Consider the following 17,336-nt stretch of genomic DNA (forward strand, 5'->3'; position numbering starts at 1 on the left):
AGATAGTTCGGTCGATTGGCTTGCCTCTTAGCTTTTAGGTTGCCGGCTCTAGTAGCTCAGTTACGCTTTGCAAAGCGCGCAGCCATTCGCGATCAATGAGTGCTTTCAACTCAGCTTCAAGCTTTCGTCGAGCCTCATCTTCAAACCAAGTTTTGTTATGTATAGCAACGCGGTTTTTATATCCAGGAGTGCTCTTTCCCCACTCAGCGCTGCACGTCTGCCATAGTGCAGAGTCTGCTTTAAGAGCATCCTTAAAGATTGTCTGCCCCATTAATTGCACTTTGCGTAACAACTCTTCATAAGCAGCAGTGAGTACTCTTTCTGACTGTGTGATTAGATCAACCGCTTCTGCATATCTAGGGGTTGCCGCTAAAATTTTGCAGTGCCCAGTAAATTCCTCAACAGCCTTGGCTAGCATTAAAACAGCAAGACGACGTGAACCATAGCCAATATGATGCGAATAACTAAGTTGCGTCCATTCACCTTCGCGATTAATTGCTGCTCGTACCGTACTGGCGTATGAGATCTGAATTTGTGCTAGCAGGCTTTCTTGGACATGAGCCTGTACAGATGGAACATTTGAATTAAGCGTTGCCCAAGTGCGCAGACTCTCTCCAGCATCTCGCAACACGGATCGAACTCTTTCTTCACCATGATTCTGGAGCAACGCTCTGGCGCCATCTGTTGCCTCATTGATCCGTCTGCGGAATGATGCACGTGACTGATTCAGTCGCTCAATTAGGAAGGATTGAGCTTGGACAGCTGGGTCTTCAACGGCGTTGTAAAATCCAACGGCCAGATTTTGTAGGCCGAGCGGCTCTAAAGCTAGCTCTACTTGTTCAGCCTTGAGCTCGTATCCTTCGTCTACGGATTCCACCGGTGTACTAGTAGCGTCGTCTTTCATTGCTAATGCTTCGTTCGGCCTAGGTAGTACGAGCAGTGATGCATTGATCTCAAGATTTCGGATACCAGCGTCCTTGGCTCGCTCTAATAACAAGCGAGCTTCCGCCGCTGGTGCGTTGTTGAAGTTCGAACACAGCACAGCAAGCGTATGAGGATCGTCGAGGTGTATCTCGATATCTTCGCGAGCAGCTGTTCGGTCGATGCCCTTGGTATCAATAAAACGTACGACGAGGTCTGACGCATTCAGTAAATGTTCAGGAACAACAACTTCGATACGTTTGGGTAGTGTAAATTCGGAATGACGACCGTTATTGATTAATGCAAAAGTATCGCGCAACCAGGATTTTGGAGATTTTCCCGAGGCGCTGTCGTACCAAATATCCCGACGATCACGTCGATGCAATTCCATTCGACTTAGCACTTCAACAACAAATTCACGTTGTGCCGGGAATTCATCAGCAAGTGCCTTGGCTGGATCAATGGTTACTCTTTTTCCGTCAGCCCCACGCGGTCTTTGTATGGCCAAGCCAGCCATGTTACGCAATGCTCGAGCGACCTCCTTAGAGATGCCTTGTGATTCAGGTGCTCCAGGGGCATCATCTTCAACAGGTGCATTCCCTTTTAGAACATGATCTGCTAAATCTGCAACGTCTTGGCGAATCTCATCATCACTGCGGGGATCGATCAGAAGGCCATATCCAGGACCTGTTCTAAGGTGTACTTCGCAAACGGTAATCCCACCGCCGCCAGCCTCTAAAACTGGAACCACTGTCCCGTCTTCCCTAGTCACTTCTAAACCAGTCATTCTGCATATTGCAGTCGACTTCCCAACTCCAATGCTTCCGATAAATGCCACTTGGTGATCACGCTTAAGAATTAAGCCGGCGCAGCGCGTTAGTTCATCAATATATTCAGACAGCCTTCGTTCAAAGGCGTGAGGTGTGTCAGGTAGATCTCTAAGGGCGACCAATTCGGCTGCCACTTGTTCAGCATCCCAAAGCAGATCCTGATCTGGATGGTCAAGTGGCGGACGCTGCAATACTTTCCATGTTCGCTGGAGTGCTTTGGAAAACTCTATTGATTCAGGGGAATCAATTTGAGCTAAGATATCTTGTACCTCTTGGAGAGTTACCGGCCTTTCGCCGCTCTCGATTCTCGACAGAACGGCGGGACTGAGAGCGACTCGCTTTGCTAGCTCACCTTGCTTGATACCCGCCCGATCTCTGACTTGCATGAGGTGACGACCAAGCTCGGCTGGGCTAATTATGGTTTCTTGCTCGATCATTTTTATCTCCTCGGAAAGATTCCGAGGAGATAATAGCAAGATTTTTTATTTTTGTAATTAAATAGCGAAACGTTTCTTTTTTATGATGTATTTTTCAGAAATATTTCAAATTAGCGTCAGACTGATAGGATAATAGTGCTCTTCCTTCTGAAGAGATTTTGATGTGGATTGCAGCTCACTCACAAATTTGAGATTTGATTTGGCTTGTGAAGTTGCTGGTAAACCCGTAAGTTAGGTTGGCAATGCAGGGATCGAGCTTCTTATAATGAGAGTGTCTGTTCAGAGCCCTAAGCTGATTACCGATAAATCACTATCCTTCAAAGCCGACAAAGGCTTGAAAGACGCGGTTCAGTAAGATAAAGGCCGCATCATTGCGGCCCCATGCCCCAGCCTTCCTGTTCCGATTGCCGCTTGACCGTGGGTACGTCCAGATCGGTCATGCGGCCTTGGGTACGAGTTAAGGTGTCTTCACGCCCGCTGGACGCTGCTCCGTATTTCTGCGGATTGAGTCGGCTGCCAGTTCCGGTCAGTTGATCCAGATTGAGCATGGACGCGGCATTGGCGGCGGTCGGTAAATGACCGGTCTGCGCCAGAATTGCCAACCACTCGTCCAGATTGACTTGGGTCCAGTCCACGCGGTCCAGGTCAGCGACCTTTATCCCGGTACAACTGGGACTTTCAGGTGTGCCGAAATCCATGCCTAACTGCGGCTTGATCTGTTCATTGAGGATACGGGCCAGCGGTGAGTTATAGCAGCAATAACTTTCCTTCCTGACAAAACACAGCCCGGCCACTTTGCTTTCGCAATAAGTGCCTAAATCCGTGCAGACTTTCAGCTGCTTTTTGGCCGCCAGTTCATATTCGGGTTCCTCGCAGGAGTAGACGATCTGAATGATCATAATGATGATCACCACCACCGTATAGGCCGTCATCAACGTACTGAGCATTTCGCCCGCGACGGCCGCACCACCACCCAGCTCGACGCCACCGGATTCTGCTGCTGGGGTCAAATTACCCGCCGAATCGAATGCTGCCTGACCGCCGGCACTGAACAAGGCATTGCCGGCAGCTTCGCCGAAGGTATTGCCTATCCATTCCGCAACCGATTTCATCAATTCGCCTTTCAACGAGTCGAGCAAACCTTGTGAGGCAACGTCAGAGGTACTCAGCATGTCGGTGCCGACCAGGTCGTTCACGCCCGAAGCAAAATCCGCCTGAAAACTGTTCCAGGCATCACCTGCCACCGTAAACGGTGTGCGCATGGTTTCCCAGGCACCGCGGACGATCGACGTGCTATCCATGGTCATGATGGCATTGTCCATTTGACTGGTCGCCAACAGTAAATCGATATAGCGACCCAGCCCCATGGCGCCGGATGGCGTTTCACAGCAGTCGACCAAACTCAGTGCCCCGCCCACCATCTTGCAACTGGCCGGTTTTCCTTGGAATACCTGACAGGTGGTCGGATCCTTTTGTTGGAGATCGGCATTGGCGTAATCGCAATGCAAATCCATCGCCATTTGCTGAGCACTGTTGAGCAAGGCCACCGCCTTGCTGAAATCCTGGCTCTGGGTCCGATTCACGGTAACGCAGTCTTCGCCCATGCAACGAATTGGACCGGCACATTGCTGTTGGGTATTACGCTGAATGCCCGGAATGCCGATCTGTTGCCCGCAGTCGTAGGTGTCGATGCTGTCCCAACAGGTTCCGGAGGCCAATACATCCAGACACTGGCTTTTGATAAACGAGCAGCCTTGGCTTTCCAACGTCGAACAAGTCCTCGTAGACGTACCGTTGGCCGGTGGCGTTAAACAATGCGTGCCGGCCGTATCGGTCCAGCACTGACCGTACTGATTGAGATCGCATTGCCCGGCGGCGTAGATACGCATGCAGGTATTACGAATACCAGTCGAACTCGCCACCGGCGCTTGGGCTAAATCGGCCCCGCAGACCATGACCTGCGAGGTGGAATCGACATAACAGCCACTGGCATTGGCAGGGTCGTTGGTACAACTTAAATGACTGCCGGCCTGACAAATGCCGTCGGTGATCGCATTGGCCAGATTCTGGCAATTCGGGCCGCTCCAGCTCCATTGATCCTGAGTGATCAGCTTCGATAAGTCATAACGCAGTCGTATTCGCGAATAGCCCTCGCCATTACCGCCGACCATCGTATTCTGTCTAAACACTTTATGGCCGGTGCTGTTGAAGGCATAGGTGACGTCGCGATTGGGATGATCGACCCAACTGTTGCTGAGTTCGCAGGAACCGCCCCAGCCCGTGGAGCCGGTATAAATCAGATTGCCGCCGTAATAAACACGCGCATGGTCGTCGAACTCCACATCCTCCAATGTGGCACTGATAATGGCTTCTGGATGCAGGACGTTATAGGTCACTTGCCAGGTAAACACCGCGCATCCGGCCGACCAGTAGTTGTCGCCGACCCGGCCGACATACAAATCCATACAACCTGGGCCGCAACTGGACATGCCGCCGTCACCGGAGACAAAACTCAGCAACGGTACGACGTTTACCTGATGGGTGGCGGTACAACTCTGCGGCACGGTTGGTTGGCGCAGACACAATTGATAGTCGGGTACTCTTACTGACTGAGTCGTCTCGGTTTGCGTTGTGATGGTCGTACAGTCCGAGAACGACTGTGCCCACGGCGTGAAATTAGCAAACACCTGATCGCCGGCATTCCAGAGGGCATCGTTATGTAAATCCGGATGCGACTGGCGGGCATTGTCGATCAATGTGCGATAGGCTTCGCCGGTAAAGCTGGTTTCGCCGTTTAAGTCGGTTTGGGCATTCAGGCCGGCAGCAATCGTTCCGGGGTTGTTGCCGTAGAGATTAGCGAAATCATTGGTTGTCGTCGTCGAACCGTTGGTATCCGGAAACAGCGTGCCGATAGAAAGGTTACTTTCTTGAGTGGTTCCCGGATTTAAGGTCAGAGTGCCGTTACCGGAATCGACCGGAAAGGCAAAATCACCGAGGATTTGCTGGCCTAGCTGTTGGCCATTGCTCCCTGCGGTCTGAATGGCATCTGCCCACGACACACCATACGGTGTCCAGGCCATCGTCATGCATAATACGGCAGACAGACTTTGTGTTGTTAATGACTGAGGGTTAAAAAGCTGTCTCATAGGCATCAAAATCCGGCGCAACAGTCACGCCAAGACCAAAGCAGATATAGATGATCCTCGCCAGGCCCCGGATAGGTACGGCCAGCACCCCATTTGAAAGTAGTTTCGCCGATAACATGATTGGATTCCGTTTCCGCCACCGGATAAAACATGCTGAGCCGGTATTGGGATTTAGGAATGAAGGGATAAATCGTCCCACCGCACAAAGCATCATCACCCGATGTTTTCCAGGCCAGCCCGCGACGATGTAAGGATGCCGTGGCACGGGTAGCCAACAAACTGGTAATCCTGGGATCGGTGCCGTAACTGGTTGGCGAGATGCCGGATAAGGGATACATATGCCCCCAAGCCCCGGCACACCAGAACAAGGCATCCAGCGGATTGCCAGTAGCTGCCGCTGCCGCATCGGCCACACACGCGGAGATCGCTACCGGATTCGCAAACAGCGCTGTTTCAGGGCTGGTAAAAAACGCCAGCAGATCGCTGTTCCAGGTGGGATCCAGTTCCGAGACGTACAGCAAATCAAAATCCCGATAGCCATCGCTGTTGCACCGACCATCCCAGAACAGATCCAGCAAGATGGTCAGTGGAAACGCGAAATAGTGGTAATTGAAAAATGACATTTCACTGGCATCGAAGTCAGCCTTGCCGGTGGTGGCGATCAAGCGCACGTTCGAGGCACTGAATTTATGTCCGCCCAGCGCCGGCGAACACCAGGGATTGCGGACGATCTCGATCAGCCGAGCCGGATTCCAAAGCCCCAGGGTCATGCCCAATTGGGGGATACCCATCGGATCGGTACAGAAGCAAAACTTCTCGTCGGTGGCGATACTCGGTACGTTGCCGCCGCCCAACGATGCCCCGGCCGCTCGAATCGGAAACAGACAGCTCCAGCAAATATCGGTGATCAGCTTGCCGGACCACAGTTCGGCGTCCGAGCACAACGGATCGATGCTATTCGTGGTGGTCTCAGCATAGAGCGGGGTTGTCAGCGTGATCAAGCCGCCCAAAACCCAAGGAAAAACGAATCGTTTCATGGCCGCTCTCCCGTTGCGGCCGGTAGTTTCCGTTCATGAACCAGCAGACGATTGCCGGATTGTTCGACAACAGCCGGCACATGCTGTAATAGAAATCGGCTGCGGACATCCGGTGTCAGTAGATACACGGGCGACTTCAGCAGCGTTTCCAGGTTTTTCAGGCTGTCCCAGCCGGACTGACGCGGCAATTGCGTGACCAGATACATCACCCGAGCCTGTTTGTCCTGGCAGGACTGATGCTGAATCAGTTCGACTTGAGCCGGCACCGTGGCATCGAACACCATCAGACATAACCCAAACGGCATCTTGTCCAACGGATTGACGGTTTGTCCGGCTCGGACAATCCATTGACCATTGGGCGCAGCCAGATCGCGCGGTGCCGTAATGGTCAGGTCCACAGTCCGTTCCCGATCATCCAGAGCCACCGGCAACACTTCAAATTTTTGCTGTTGCCAAAACCGGGCAATGGCCTGTTGCTGTTTTTGTTTCCAGTCGATGGCCGCCATCCGGCGTTTGATTTCGTCGAGTAAGTCGATTTCGGCAATCTCGCCGACATCGCCCAAGGTGCCCAACTCTCCTTGTTTGCCGGCTTTGAGCTGTTCGTCCAGCCAGGACAGACTACTGACCCCGCGAACGTGCAAACGGGCTTTGTTGTCTTGCTCGACGATGATGTCCGGTACGGACGTTACCGACCAACGTTGAAAACGGGTGGGATCGATGACAATGTTTGGCACAGGCTCGATACTTTTCAGCAAGCGTTTGAGGTCGGCCATCAATGCCGGTAGTTTTTGGCCGGGTTTGGGACCGCGAAACACCAGCAATACATCATCCCGGCCTGCGGACTCTTCAAAGATGGCTTTCAGTGCGGACTCACCCAGTGAGAAGGACACAAACAACAGCGTTAGCGGTTTGTTCGAAGAAGTTGTCGACTGGTGGCTTTCCGATCCCATGGATAGCGCATTCCTTCGAATCGCTTGTGAGGCCACAACTACTTGTTGCGCTTGGCGCTTCACGTCCAACTGTTCGGATTGACCGTTCAACCAATCAGGTCGAGGTTGGCCTTCCAGGGCCTGCAAAATGGCCTGCGAGCGCGTTAACCAAGCCTCGTCTGCGAAAGCTGGAAAAAATGGAACCCCTAAGATCAGGCAGAATACCGATCGGATTTGCCGAACCAGAGCTTGATCAAAACAACGCATAGGCCCGTCCAATCACCTGGTGGTCGTAGACATAGCCCCAGTAACGCGAATCGAAGCTTTTGTCGGTTTGCCCCGTGACCCAATAGGCGGCCGGCGGGATGGTTTCATGACGTTTGAAAGTGGAGGGGGCTTTGTCCAGTTTCTCCGACAATGGCAAACCGTCGATGACCCGTTCGTTGTTAATCGTGGTGTGCTTCGAATCGACGTGAATGGTGTCGCCCGTGACGCCGGCGGCGATTTTGACGATGATTTGTCCGTCCTTGAAAAATGGCGCCATGCGCTCGGCACGAAACGCCATCAAATCGCCACGCCAGATATCCTTGTTGTGAGTGTCGATCAGGTATACCCATTTGTCCGGCAGACAGCGATCGACTTGATCGTCGCCGCCGATCAGAAAGCGTTGACCGATATAGCGCTCCACGGCCAGTGCCAGCAACAAAATTGGCAAAGCTTTCACGATGAACCGCAGTAATGCCGCTCGGGTTTGATAGGGTCTCTGCCTGGTTGTGGTTGTCTTGGTGGTAGCGACGTTTGAATGATTAGATTGCATAGACTCACCGGGTTTGATGCTGAACATAGACATCCGCCGGTGCTGCCACCACCGCCGTCGAATCGATGACCAGATAACCTGCGTCACTGAGCTTTTTGGCCTGCCCCTGCCAGTCATCGACGATTTTGGCCATTTGCTCCTGGCTGGCATTGGGCGGTATCGATTGAATCAGCTTGGCTCTGTCGAGGACAAACACCGGTGTCACCAGATTTAACCGAGCGATGGGTTGCTGCAGTTGCTGTTGTGCCGCTAACCAGCCGCCGATGCCGCCCAGACACAGCGAAATCAACATAGTGCTGAGCCATTGTGATTTAGCGTCCATGGCTTAACTCCCGTGGTTTGGTTTGTCGACTGTCGATGAGTTGCTGAATGGCGTCTCCCAGACTCAAGCCTTGCCGGCGTAACTGCTTCAAGGCGTTGACGTCTTCGGGCTTGGTGGAAAACAAAATGCGTTTGTAAGGATCCACGATCAGTCGGCCAATACCGGAACCCATCTCGGTGATGAAGAAAATCTCGGAATAGGCGCCGGGTAAGGTATGCACGGTTTTGAGGAGTTCATAGCCTCCGTCCGAAAGCGGCAAACGACGGTCCTGCTTCATGCCTTCGATGACTTCGGCCTTTTGGCCGAGCAAATACATATTGGCGGAGTTCTCGACGATGGCCCGGCCCGCAGCATTGCGGTACAAGTCGTTCACCGACTGGGTGATAGTGACTGCCGCACCGCCGTATTTACGAAACCGCCGGTAGCCATGTTCCATGAACTTGGCGACATCGCCTTCGGTAAGTAAGTCCCAGGCCTCGTCGATGATGACGATCTTCGGACGATTGCGTTCGCCCAGATACATTTCCTGCTGGATTTGGTAGATCAGCTGCAGCAATACGACCTGTTGCAGATGCTTGCGGCCCTTGAGCTCCTCCAATTCCAGTACGGTAAAATCGTTTGCGAATTTGGCGTTGTTCTTGCCGTTGAAGTAGCGGCCGTATTCGCCTTGGGTGGTAAACGGAAACAACTGCTCGCCGACATCCTTCAAACGTTGATCGGCTTCGGCGCAGAGCTGCTTGGCAATGTCGTCGACTGACATGGCCTGTGCCTTTTCGGTCCACAATTGTTTCAATATCCGTTTAAGACCGGCGGTTTGGAAATCGGACAATTTCTCGGTCGGTGCCGCCATCTGGCTGACCAAGCCGGCTAACATATCGGCTTCTTCCTCGAAGTTCTGTACGATCTCGAACGGGTTCATGCAGATACCGGAACCGTGGGTAAATTTGACGAAATCGCCTTCCAGCACCTCGCAGAGGTTTTCATAGGACCGGCCGACATCGATCGCCCAGATTTGCGCGCCTTCGGTCAAATAGCTGACGATGATCTCGTTGGTCAAAAACGATTTGCCTTTGCCGGATTCGGCGGCAATGCACAGGTTGTAGTTGCCGGTGGTATCGAATAGTGACACGGCCATGTGCTCGCCATTACGAGAGACGAAATTCAAGGTCGGTGTGCCGGTGCCGGCCCAATCGCCGAATAGTGGTAATAAGGGAATCGCATGGCGAGTGGCCAATGTGCGATAGCGTTTCAAATCGGCAATCGCGGAGCGTTCAGGCCCAAACGGCAAACAATTTAGGAAAAACGGCAGGCAGAAATACTTGTCTTCCAACAGCTGAAACCCCAGCTCCCGAAAATACACCCGAGCATTGGACACCGCCGCCGCTTCTTCGGCTTCGTCACAAAACAGCAGTACACCAAAATACGCTCTAATCGGTCGGTCGCCGTCACGATAGGCGTCGAACAACACGTCGAAATGGTGTTTGCGCTGTACCAGCACCGGCAAGAAGCGGGCTATCGGCGTATTAACCTGGTTGGTAATGAATTGCCGTACGCCTTCCTGTCGAGTGCGGGTTGATTCGGCATCGGGGTAATGCAGGGTCAGACTGAGCAAGGCATTTTGCCGAATCCCGCGGGTACCGGACAAAATGTCGCCCAGATAACTCTTGGCGCTGCCGAAGTAAAAATAGTCGGGGGTGCGTTTGGCGGACAAAGTCTTGACACGCTTATGACCGAGCCACAGACCTTTTTCATCGAGTTCGAGCGCGTTGTCGTAATCCAGCAATTGATCGCGGATCAACTGGGTCGGATCGCACTCGGGCACCACGCGGTCTTTCCATCCAGCATCGGGCTGCCAGTTGAGCAGCGTGTTGAGGATGCGGACATACTGATCAGCGCCTAATATTTCCGGGTACAAGCCAATGGTCGACAGCGACTGCTGGGTGGCCAATTGCAATTCGCTGGCCCGGCGGATGTCGCCTTCACTAGGACGGGGGTATGCCATGGGCAGTTTGACCGTGACCAGAATGTGGCTGCGCCGGAGGCGTGCCCCCGAAATCGCTTCCGGCGCCTTGGTTGTGCCGCGCCGCAGAAAATCGATACTGGCCTGGGTCATGGTCTTATAGGTCGGCTTTTGTTGTTTCAAACGCCGGGTCTGCATGATGGCTAGCGCTTCCTCGATGTCCGGCGAGGTCCACAGTGATACTTGCAATAGTGTTTCGGGAGGCCAGTCCTGATTCAGTAGTACATTGACCCGCGCCGACACGCTGGCATCGGCGCCGGTCATCGGCCGACACAGAAACCCAAAACCGATACTGCTATCGGCCATCAGAAACAGATGATGGTCGTATTCATAAGCCAGTACTGTGAATAACTGATCGGCACGGGGACGTTGCGACGAGGTCATAGTGCTTTATCCTCTTCATAAAGTTGCTGCAAGGCTTCGGCTGGACATTCCGGACGTATACGAATGGTGAAGGGATGCCGGCAAACGCGAACCGCACGTTTTTTGCGCGATAACTGCCGGGCCCTGGCCGGATGGCAGGGGTTGATGGGGTTGCCATTGGCGGCTTGGACCTTGACGCTGCGCATGGCCTTAGTCGGTTGACAAGGGCGGCGGTTGCCCGCCGCGTTCTCGGTATCACTACTTGAACCGGTCATAATGGTCGTACGCCTAAATCGTGGCAGTGACGATGTTGGTGATGATGGTCGGCGCCGCAAACAGGCCGACCCCGCTGGCAATCCCCAGCACAAAGCCCATGATGCTGCCGCGTACGACCCCGGCGACCAGGCCGACGATGACGAACACGATGGCGATGATACGGCCGAGCAAGCCTTCCACCCAGCCGGTCAGCAAGGTCCAGACGTTGTTGAACTCGGTGCCGCCGGCACCGGCCATGGCGTCGGATGCCATCAGCATAAAAAATAACGATGTCAGGGCTACCAAGACCCCGGTACGATGGGATGTTTTCATCAGAATGTCCTCTTAAGTTAAAAGACGGTTGCCCGTCGAATCTCGGACGCTGAGTCCGGCAGTTTTAAGCGGTTGCCCGCTCAGGCTCGCAGGGGGTGTGAGACCTGCGGTAAAAGGGTTTAAGGATCAAGGCAGCTTTTGATCCAGCCGGGTTGCAGGACCGTCATTGTCATTTGCCTGGCCGGTTGGCGGTTTCTCCGGTGGACGTTGTTCGATTTGCAACGGAATCAACGACGAACTGGCTGTCGGTGCCGCCTTGCCAATCATCCAGCGCCGGGGTTCCAGTTCGGTGTAGACGTAGTTGGACACCATCAAATCGCCCTCGGCATCTTCCCAGGGTGCGATCCAGATGCGCATGACCTGGGAGGGTGTACGAATCGGGGTGGGATCCTCGATTTTGGGGACGGGTTGCTGTAACGGCGGCGCGAATACCGGTTTCGAATTGAGTTCCGATCCCTGGCTGTTTTCCGGAGAGGCTTCCGTTATCGCCGTATTGGTGACCTGATAAGCTTGCGTGGTCGATAGGCAACTGGGTTCGTCCGGCATGCCTTTACAGCCGTAATCGGTGGTGGCGCAGCCGGTGGTTAACACCATCAGCAAGAGGGCGATGAAAGTCAGGGAATTTGCGTGCATGGGTTTCAAGGCTGCTTCTCCGGTGCGTTTGCGATTGGGGCTTTTGTAGCGGGTGTCGTTGCCAGACTGGGCGACGGTTTCTGCTTGTCGGCCAACCAATCGGCTAACACCTCGGGTGCACCACTGTGGGTGCGGCCGTCCGGGGCGATCAGAAACGGTACGCCTTTCAAATCGAACAACTTGGCGGTAACCACGGCTTTCTGCAGCGGCTCTTTGTTGCACTGAACCGGCGGTTCGGTCGGTAAGCCGGCGTAATCCTGTTTCATCAGTCGGTCACGCACCGCGTCTTTGGCTTTGGTATCGCTTTCCCCTAACTGGCAGGCCAGTTGCACGACGATGTTTTGCGATTCGGGGCCTAAGATGGGGACCATGACCAGTTTGAAGGTGTAGTGGTCTTGCAAGGCTTGCAGGTCTTTCATGACCTTGCCGCAGTATGGGCAGCGTGGATCGATGAACACCAGTACCTGGGCTTCGCCATGGCCGACGGTCACCGCGCCCAACTCATCAGCCTTGAGTTTCATTCGCGACAGGTCGATGCGGTTGGCGATTTTGTCGATATCCGGCAGTTCCTTGATCTCCTGTTGAGTCCAGATGTCCATCAATTTGCCGCCATAAAAGGCAAATCGGCCATTACTGGAGATAAACACCGTCTGATCGCCGGACTTGACCATCTTGAGGCCTGAGATCGGCAAATCCTGCATGCCGTCGATCTTGATCGACAAAAGGCCTGCAGCAATGTCCGAGACAGCAGGTTTTGGCGGATTAGCGGCCAAGGCAATCGATGTGCCGAATAGCGTGGCCAGTAATAATGAAATATGGCTTAATGTCATGGCGACCTTTGGGTTTAGATGAACGAATTAGTTTGGAGCTTTCAGCTTCAGCGCCGTGCCTTTCTGCACGATGAAGTTGACCTGACGGGTGGCATCGACTTCGATGACCGGGTAAATCTCCTCGGCCATGTCCATGTAAAAGTGCGACAGGCGTTCCATGGCGTAGCCCGCGCCTTTCAACGCGCCACCTTCCATCGACTGCGAGGAAAAGGCGCTTTGGAACGGCGTGGTTCCGGATAGCGCACCCAGACCGCCGGTCATCAGCACCGGAATCTGGTTGCGACCAAAGGCATCGGAAAAGCCGCGCAGGAAACCGGCCATCATGGATTGCGCCAATAACGCACCTTGTTTGGAGACCACGCGGCCGCGCACGCCATTTTTGCCGTCTTCGCCGGTGGCATAGGCATTCATCGGCACTTCGATCACGCCACCGTCCTGTCGAACACAGGAAAAGGTCTCGCCGCGAAAGTAGGCGCGCTCGGCACTCAGGTCGCCGAAGCCCGCGGCCAGCAGGAAGCACTCGCGGACATCGGCATGGAAGCGATTGGGCAAAATAGCTTCCTTCTTGATCCGGAACAGGACCGGCATGGGTTCTTTCTTGGCTTTTTTGCCGGTCGGGGCATCGAGACCGTTCAACAGCACCCCGGTCAGAATGCTGCCGGCCGGAATGAAAACGTCGCTGCTGGCATGGTTCGAGTGTCTGCGATCCAGAGTCGGAGTCGTGTCTTTGTCTTTACCGTTGGATTGGTCAGTACCTTCCTGGATAACCCGAATTTGCATGGCCGTCGGTGCTTGGCTATTGGCTCGTCCTCCCGATACGCCGGTATTGCCGGGTGTCGGTCCAGGAATAGCCGCTTGCTCGAAGACGCGGTTGATATCGTCCTGGCCGTTGTCGAATGGCGGATTGCTTTGGCGGCGGTTGTAAGGTCTTACCGGCATCATTGGCTCTATGGACGGTTGGCTTGTCTCGCCAGGATTGCCGGCCACTGCCGGTGTAGACGCTTTGTTCTTCAGCGACTCGACTTCACCGGTGACCGCTTGTAGCTTGGCTTCATAGGCCTCGCGCTCGGCGCTGGTCCATTGTTTGAAGCGGATTTCGTCGGATTGCTGCTCGCGGCGTTGCTGTTCTTCGATGGCCGCCAGTCGGCGAGCTTGTTCCTCATTCTTTTGCAGCAGATCGCGTAATTGCGCGGAAATGCCGTCGATGCCCAGGGAGCGCGGATCGCTGTCGGTCAGAATGTGTTGAATGGTGGCCTGTTTGCTCAGTGGCTTACTGACTTCCGGGGTGACGGTGGCCAAAGCGATGATGACGGCCAATACCACGGTACCGATGCCGCCGACGGCCAGATTGCGTTTTGCGTCCGGGCTCAAGCGTGCCCACCACGAATCGACACTGGCCATTAGGGTTGGCCTCCGCTCAGTAACGAAGGCCGCAAACTGACTGACGCCTCAGGCGCTTGTCGGACCACGACATACAACTCGGTGGCTTCCTGGGGTTTCAATACCACGTTGGGCCAGACCGAGACGGCGAGTACGTCCTGTTGCGTCGTTGCACAACTGCGTTCGTCGAATTCGAGCATGTCGCCGCCGGTATTCTTGGCAAGACCCACCAATATCAGCCGGTCCTGGCCTTCCAGAACTTGGCCGATTTTAATTTGCACGCGGTCTTGCAGGCAGCGAATTTGCTCTTGGGGTTTAGGTTCGCGCAGGGAATACCCGGCTGGGGTGGTTTGCAAACCCAAATCCCGAAACAAGGTTTTGAGCTGACTAATGTAGGCTTGTTCCTGTTGGCCAGAATTTCGATTACCGGCATCTGAGCGTTGCCATTGGTTTAGCAATTGGTAACTATCCTTGTCCAGATCGAGGTGAATTTCCCGCGCCGGAATGCGTTTGGGGATCAGGGTGAGCGATAGCGCAATGTCCTGGTTATCGCCGGGGGTGATATATAAGGTGACCGGCGTTTCGTCGGCGGTGGCGACGTAGACGATTTTGCCTTTGGTACTGGTCGTGGCCTGGCTGGTGGTCGTGACCACTGGATGTTCGAACGGCGTCACCAGGCGATTCAAGTGACCGACTGCAATCGGCATCAGTTCGTTGATGCCGGGTTTGACGGCAATATGTTGCGGACCGATTGAAGTGACTGATGCTGCGTTTGACGCCGCCGCTTGCTGTTTAGCGGCTTTCAAGATGCTGGCATCGACCGGCGGTAACTCGATATCCAAGTCGGGCTGCGACGGAACAACGGGCTGTGATGGCGATGATGACTCTTCGGCCACGATAGTGGCCGGCGGCAACACCGTCACGGGTAAGTCATCGGTGGCCCATGCCGAACCGGCCAGGGTGAGTAACAGCCAGGGATACGGCACAAGTTTCATGGTTTAGCCTCTTGAGGTTGACCCTGGGTGGATTTCAATCGCTCCAGGGTTCGAGGGGAATCCGGATACACGTCGATGTATTCCAGCCGGGGCCGATAGTTTTTGATGGCAATGATGAATTCGTAGGTGCGCGGTTTGACGTCGGGTTTGGAACTGGGGCCCTGGCTTTTCAATTCGCCGCTGACAAAGACCTTGTTGGTCTCGGCTTCGTAATCGACGTGACGCGGGGTAAAGCTGATCGCGACCCGGTCCATTTTGATGGCCTTGATTTGATCGCTCATGGCATCCAGGACACTGCGGTAAATATCGGGCGCCAATAATGGCTCGACCGCAGTTTTCAAAAAATCGGCATTGGCTGGGGTGGTGTTGCCGAGGAGTTCAGCCAGGAACAAGCCCCAGGACTCTTTGAACTCGCTAGAGGCGCTACTGCGCGTGACTTCGACTTCCTGGGTGAGGGTAGGGGGCACCAGGATGATGCTGCGCTCGGTGCGCCAGGCGGCCAGCGAGGTGATCACGCAAACGACCAGCAAACCTATGATGACGACTCGGCTAAAGCGGTTCTCGGTCTCGTGCCCGTCCCAGGTCTGCAGAAAATCCGACCATCTCATGGCAGAAACCGGCGGATATAGGGATTGGGGATGGTCTGCGCGCGACTGGGCAACAGACCCAGCCAATACAACGCGTGCAAGGTGTAGCCGTCAGGCCGGTTGTCACGGAAACGCCGGTAAAATTTGACCGCAATGAATCCAAGCGCCAAGCCGGGAATGAACTGATCGATCAACATGCCAGTGAGCATGCTGACCATGAACGGTACGATCTCGTCCGCGCTCCACAGCAAAATGTGGATCGGATCGTCTATCGATTGGGGGATGGCAACGGGTTCCATAATGACCTCCGGTTGGGATGGTCATTATTGTGAAGAGGATTTTCGGTAGGTCGTTTGCGAAAACTCGCTATTTATCGCGCTTTCGCAAGTTGGGCTATAAAAGATTGAAATTAATCTTGGCGTTGAACTAGCCAAAGCGTCCCTGAGAGAATCCCAGCCCATGCGATGCTGAACTCATGGGATAGCGGGAGGCTAGTCCTTGATCAAGGGAAATCGCTCTCTGGAAAGGGTCACGCGTTCACGTAAATCCAGTCCTGGTTTGAAGTGAGTGGCGTGCCGTATGGGCAAACTCACTTGTTCGCCAGTCTTGGGATTGCGTCCCATCCGGGCGGCTCGTTGAATCACCGAGAACCCACCGAAACCACGAATTTCAATACGCTGGCCATGTGCCAAATGATGGGTCATCACATCGATGGCGATATTAATGGCCATTTCGACATCGCGTTGCTGTAAATGGGGCAATTTAAGACTGATGTGTTCGATGAGCTGGGATTTAGTCATTATCGGGTATGCATTATCGGTAGTGTCTTTCCGCCTTGTTCGATGATCACGGCTTGTTTGAGTAAGTCGCTTGCGGTGGGATATTTGTCATAAAGGCTGCCAATGCCGCGATAGTAAGTCATCGTCTCAAACGGCTCTGCTGCTTGTTCTCGGATCAACTCAGCCAATCTTGACCTGAAATCCGGTGAGACGGTCAACATGCGCAGACCTTTGACAATTTTGGTGTTCGGTTCCACCAAGACCAGATTAAAGGGCAAGTAGGCGTCACCCTCATCAATGTCCTCATCGCCGGCAAGATGAATGGTAAACGCCAAATCTGACCAATCCAGAAAGCCCGATTTTGAATAGAAAGAAAATGAGCTCGGCTTTTGCGAACAACGCAAACGATGTATTGCCATTCAGAAAGGTCTGGATTTCTCGAGGGGACGCTGAAAAATTAAACGTCAGCATCGACGTGCCTTTGGCCAAGACGATACTCATGCCTTCCGCGGGCATGTCATGATCAAAGCGTTCCCCGCGCATAGTTTCAAACAATCCATTTCGCTTGTGTTCATGAGGCAGAGAGAGGCTTGAGCCTAGGGATAAGGGGGAGGCAATGGTTCACCTAAAAGCCGCACGTTTTCTTCAATATCGACGGCAACACATCGATTCGCTTGAATCGCGTTGGCTAAAGCGTATTCGTTTTGGCACAAGTAAACATT

General features: G+C 53.9%; 17 protein-coding genes. All 17 read right to left on the reverse strand.

The genetic code is table 11. The features are described 5' to 3' along the window. Positions 1-34 precede the first annotated feature (34 nt). The gene (locus ACH5Y9_RS04830) at positions 35-2,188 is read right to left on the reverse strand and encodes a helix-turn-helix domain-containing protein (protein WP_445368721.1); all 2,154 of its coding nucleotides are present in this window, start codon (positions 2,186-2,188) and stop codon (positions 35-37) included. A 368-nt stretch (positions 2,189-2,556) separates the two neighbouring features. Beyond that, positions 2,557-5,340: a conjugal transfer mating pair stabilization protein TraN gene (gene traN / locus ACH5Y9_RS04835; RefSeq protein WP_445368722.1), complete on the reverse strand. Its 2,784-nt coding sequence runs from the start codon at positions 5,338-5,340 to the stop codon at positions 2,557-2,559. Then, positions 5,340-6,371 (reverse strand): TraU family protein, encoded by a 1,032-nt coding sequence (locus tag ACH5Y9_RS04840; protein ID WP_445368723.1) that lies wholly within the window; start codon positions 6,369-6,371, stop codon positions 5,340-5,342. Before ACH5Y9_RS04840 ends, traN begins: the two co-directional genes overlap by 1 nt. Continuing rightward, positions 6,368-7,567: a TrbC family F-type conjugative pilus assembly protein gene (locus ACH5Y9_RS04845; protein ID WP_445368724.1), complete on the reverse strand. Its 1,200-nt coding sequence runs from the start codon at positions 7,565-7,567 to the stop codon at positions 6,368-6,370. The genes ACH5Y9_RS04840 and ACH5Y9_RS04845 overlap by 4 nt, the downstream gene beginning before the upstream one ends. After that, positions 7,554-8,024 carry a signal peptidase I gene (lepB, locus tag ACH5Y9_RS04850; RefSeq protein ID WP_445368725.1) on the reverse strand — a complete coding sequence of 157 codons (471 nt, stop codon included), beginning with the start codon at positions 8,022-8,024 and terminating at the stop codon, positions 7,554-7,556. Before lepB ends, ACH5Y9_RS04845 begins: the two co-directional genes overlap by 14 nt. A gap of 97 nt (positions 8,025-8,121) precedes the next feature. Then, on the reverse strand, positions 8,122-8,439 hold the full coding sequence (locus tag ACH5Y9_RS04855; protein ID WP_445368726.1) for a hypothetical protein: 318 nt from the start codon (positions 8,437-8,439) through the stop codon (positions 8,122-8,124). Then, complete coding sequence (traC, locus tag ACH5Y9_RS04860) at positions 8,429-10,843, reverse strand: type IV secretion system protein TraC (protein ID WP_445368727.1); 2,415 nt, start codon at positions 10,841-10,843, stop codon at positions 8,429-8,431. Before traC ends, ACH5Y9_RS04855 begins: the two co-directional genes overlap by 11 nt. Then, positions 10,840-11,097 (reverse strand): RRXRR domain-containing protein, encoded by a 258-nt coding sequence (locus ACH5Y9_RS04865; protein ID WP_445368728.1) that lies wholly within the window; start codon positions 11,095-11,097, stop codon positions 10,840-10,842. The genes traC and ACH5Y9_RS04865 overlap by 4 nt, the downstream gene beginning before the upstream one ends. Positions 11,098-11,110: 13 nt before the next feature. Then, entirely contained in the window at positions 11,111-11,410 is a 300-nt protein-coding gene (traA, locus tag ACH5Y9_RS04870; protein WP_445368729.1) for a TraA family conjugative transfer protein, read from the reverse strand. A 126-nt stretch (positions 11,411-11,536) separates the two neighbouring features. Next, positions 11,537-12,052: a TraV family lipoprotein gene (locus ACH5Y9_RS04875; protein WP_445368730.1), complete on the reverse strand. Its 516-nt coding sequence runs from the start codon at positions 12,050-12,052 to the stop codon at positions 11,537-11,539. Continuing rightward, positions 12,049-12,873: a DsbC family protein gene (locus ACH5Y9_RS04880; protein WP_445368731.1), complete on the reverse strand. Its 825-nt coding sequence runs from the start codon at positions 12,871-12,873 to the stop codon at positions 12,049-12,051. Before ACH5Y9_RS04880 ends, ACH5Y9_RS04875 begins: the two co-directional genes overlap by 4 nt. Before the next feature lie 27 nt (positions 12,874-12,900). Then, entirely contained in the window at positions 12,901-14,274 is a 1,374-nt protein-coding gene (locus ACH5Y9_RS04885; protein ID WP_445368732.1) for a TraB/VirB10 family protein, read from the reverse strand. After that, positions 14,274-15,248, reverse strand: coding sequence for a TraK protein (locus tag ACH5Y9_RS04890; protein WP_445368733.1), 975 nt, complete (start codon positions 15,246-15,248; stop codon positions 14,274-14,276). Before ACH5Y9_RS04890 ends, ACH5Y9_RS04885 begins: the two co-directional genes overlap by 1 nt. Further along, positions 15,245-15,856: a TraE/TraK family type IV conjugative transfer system protein gene (locus ACH5Y9_RS04895; RefSeq protein WP_445368734.1), complete on the reverse strand. Its 612-nt coding sequence runs from the start codon at positions 15,854-15,856 to the stop codon at positions 15,245-15,247. The genes ACH5Y9_RS04890 and ACH5Y9_RS04895 overlap by 4 nt, the downstream gene beginning before the upstream one ends. Continuing rightward, positions 15,853-16,134, reverse strand: a complete 282-nt coding sequence (gene traL / locus ACH5Y9_RS04900; RefSeq protein ID WP_064028648.1) for a type IV conjugative transfer system protein TraL — start codon at positions 16,132-16,134, stop codon at positions 15,853-15,855. The genes ACH5Y9_RS04895 and traL overlap by 4 nt, the downstream gene beginning before the upstream one ends. A 192-nt stretch (positions 16,135-16,326) precedes the next feature. Then, positions 16,327-16,635 (reverse strand): integration host factor subunit beta, encoded by a 309-nt coding sequence (locus ACH5Y9_RS04905; protein ID WP_445368735.1) that lies wholly within the window; start codon positions 16,633-16,635, stop codon positions 16,327-16,329. Next, positions 16,635-17,033, reverse strand: coding sequence for a hypothetical protein (locus ACH5Y9_RS04910; RefSeq protein ID WP_445368736.1), 399 nt, complete (start codon positions 17,031-17,033; stop codon positions 16,635-16,637). Before ACH5Y9_RS04910 ends, ACH5Y9_RS04905 begins: the two co-directional genes overlap by 1 nt. Positions 17,034-17,336 lie beyond the last annotated feature (303 nt).

This window comes from Methylomonas sp. BW4-1 (assembly GCF_052474385.1).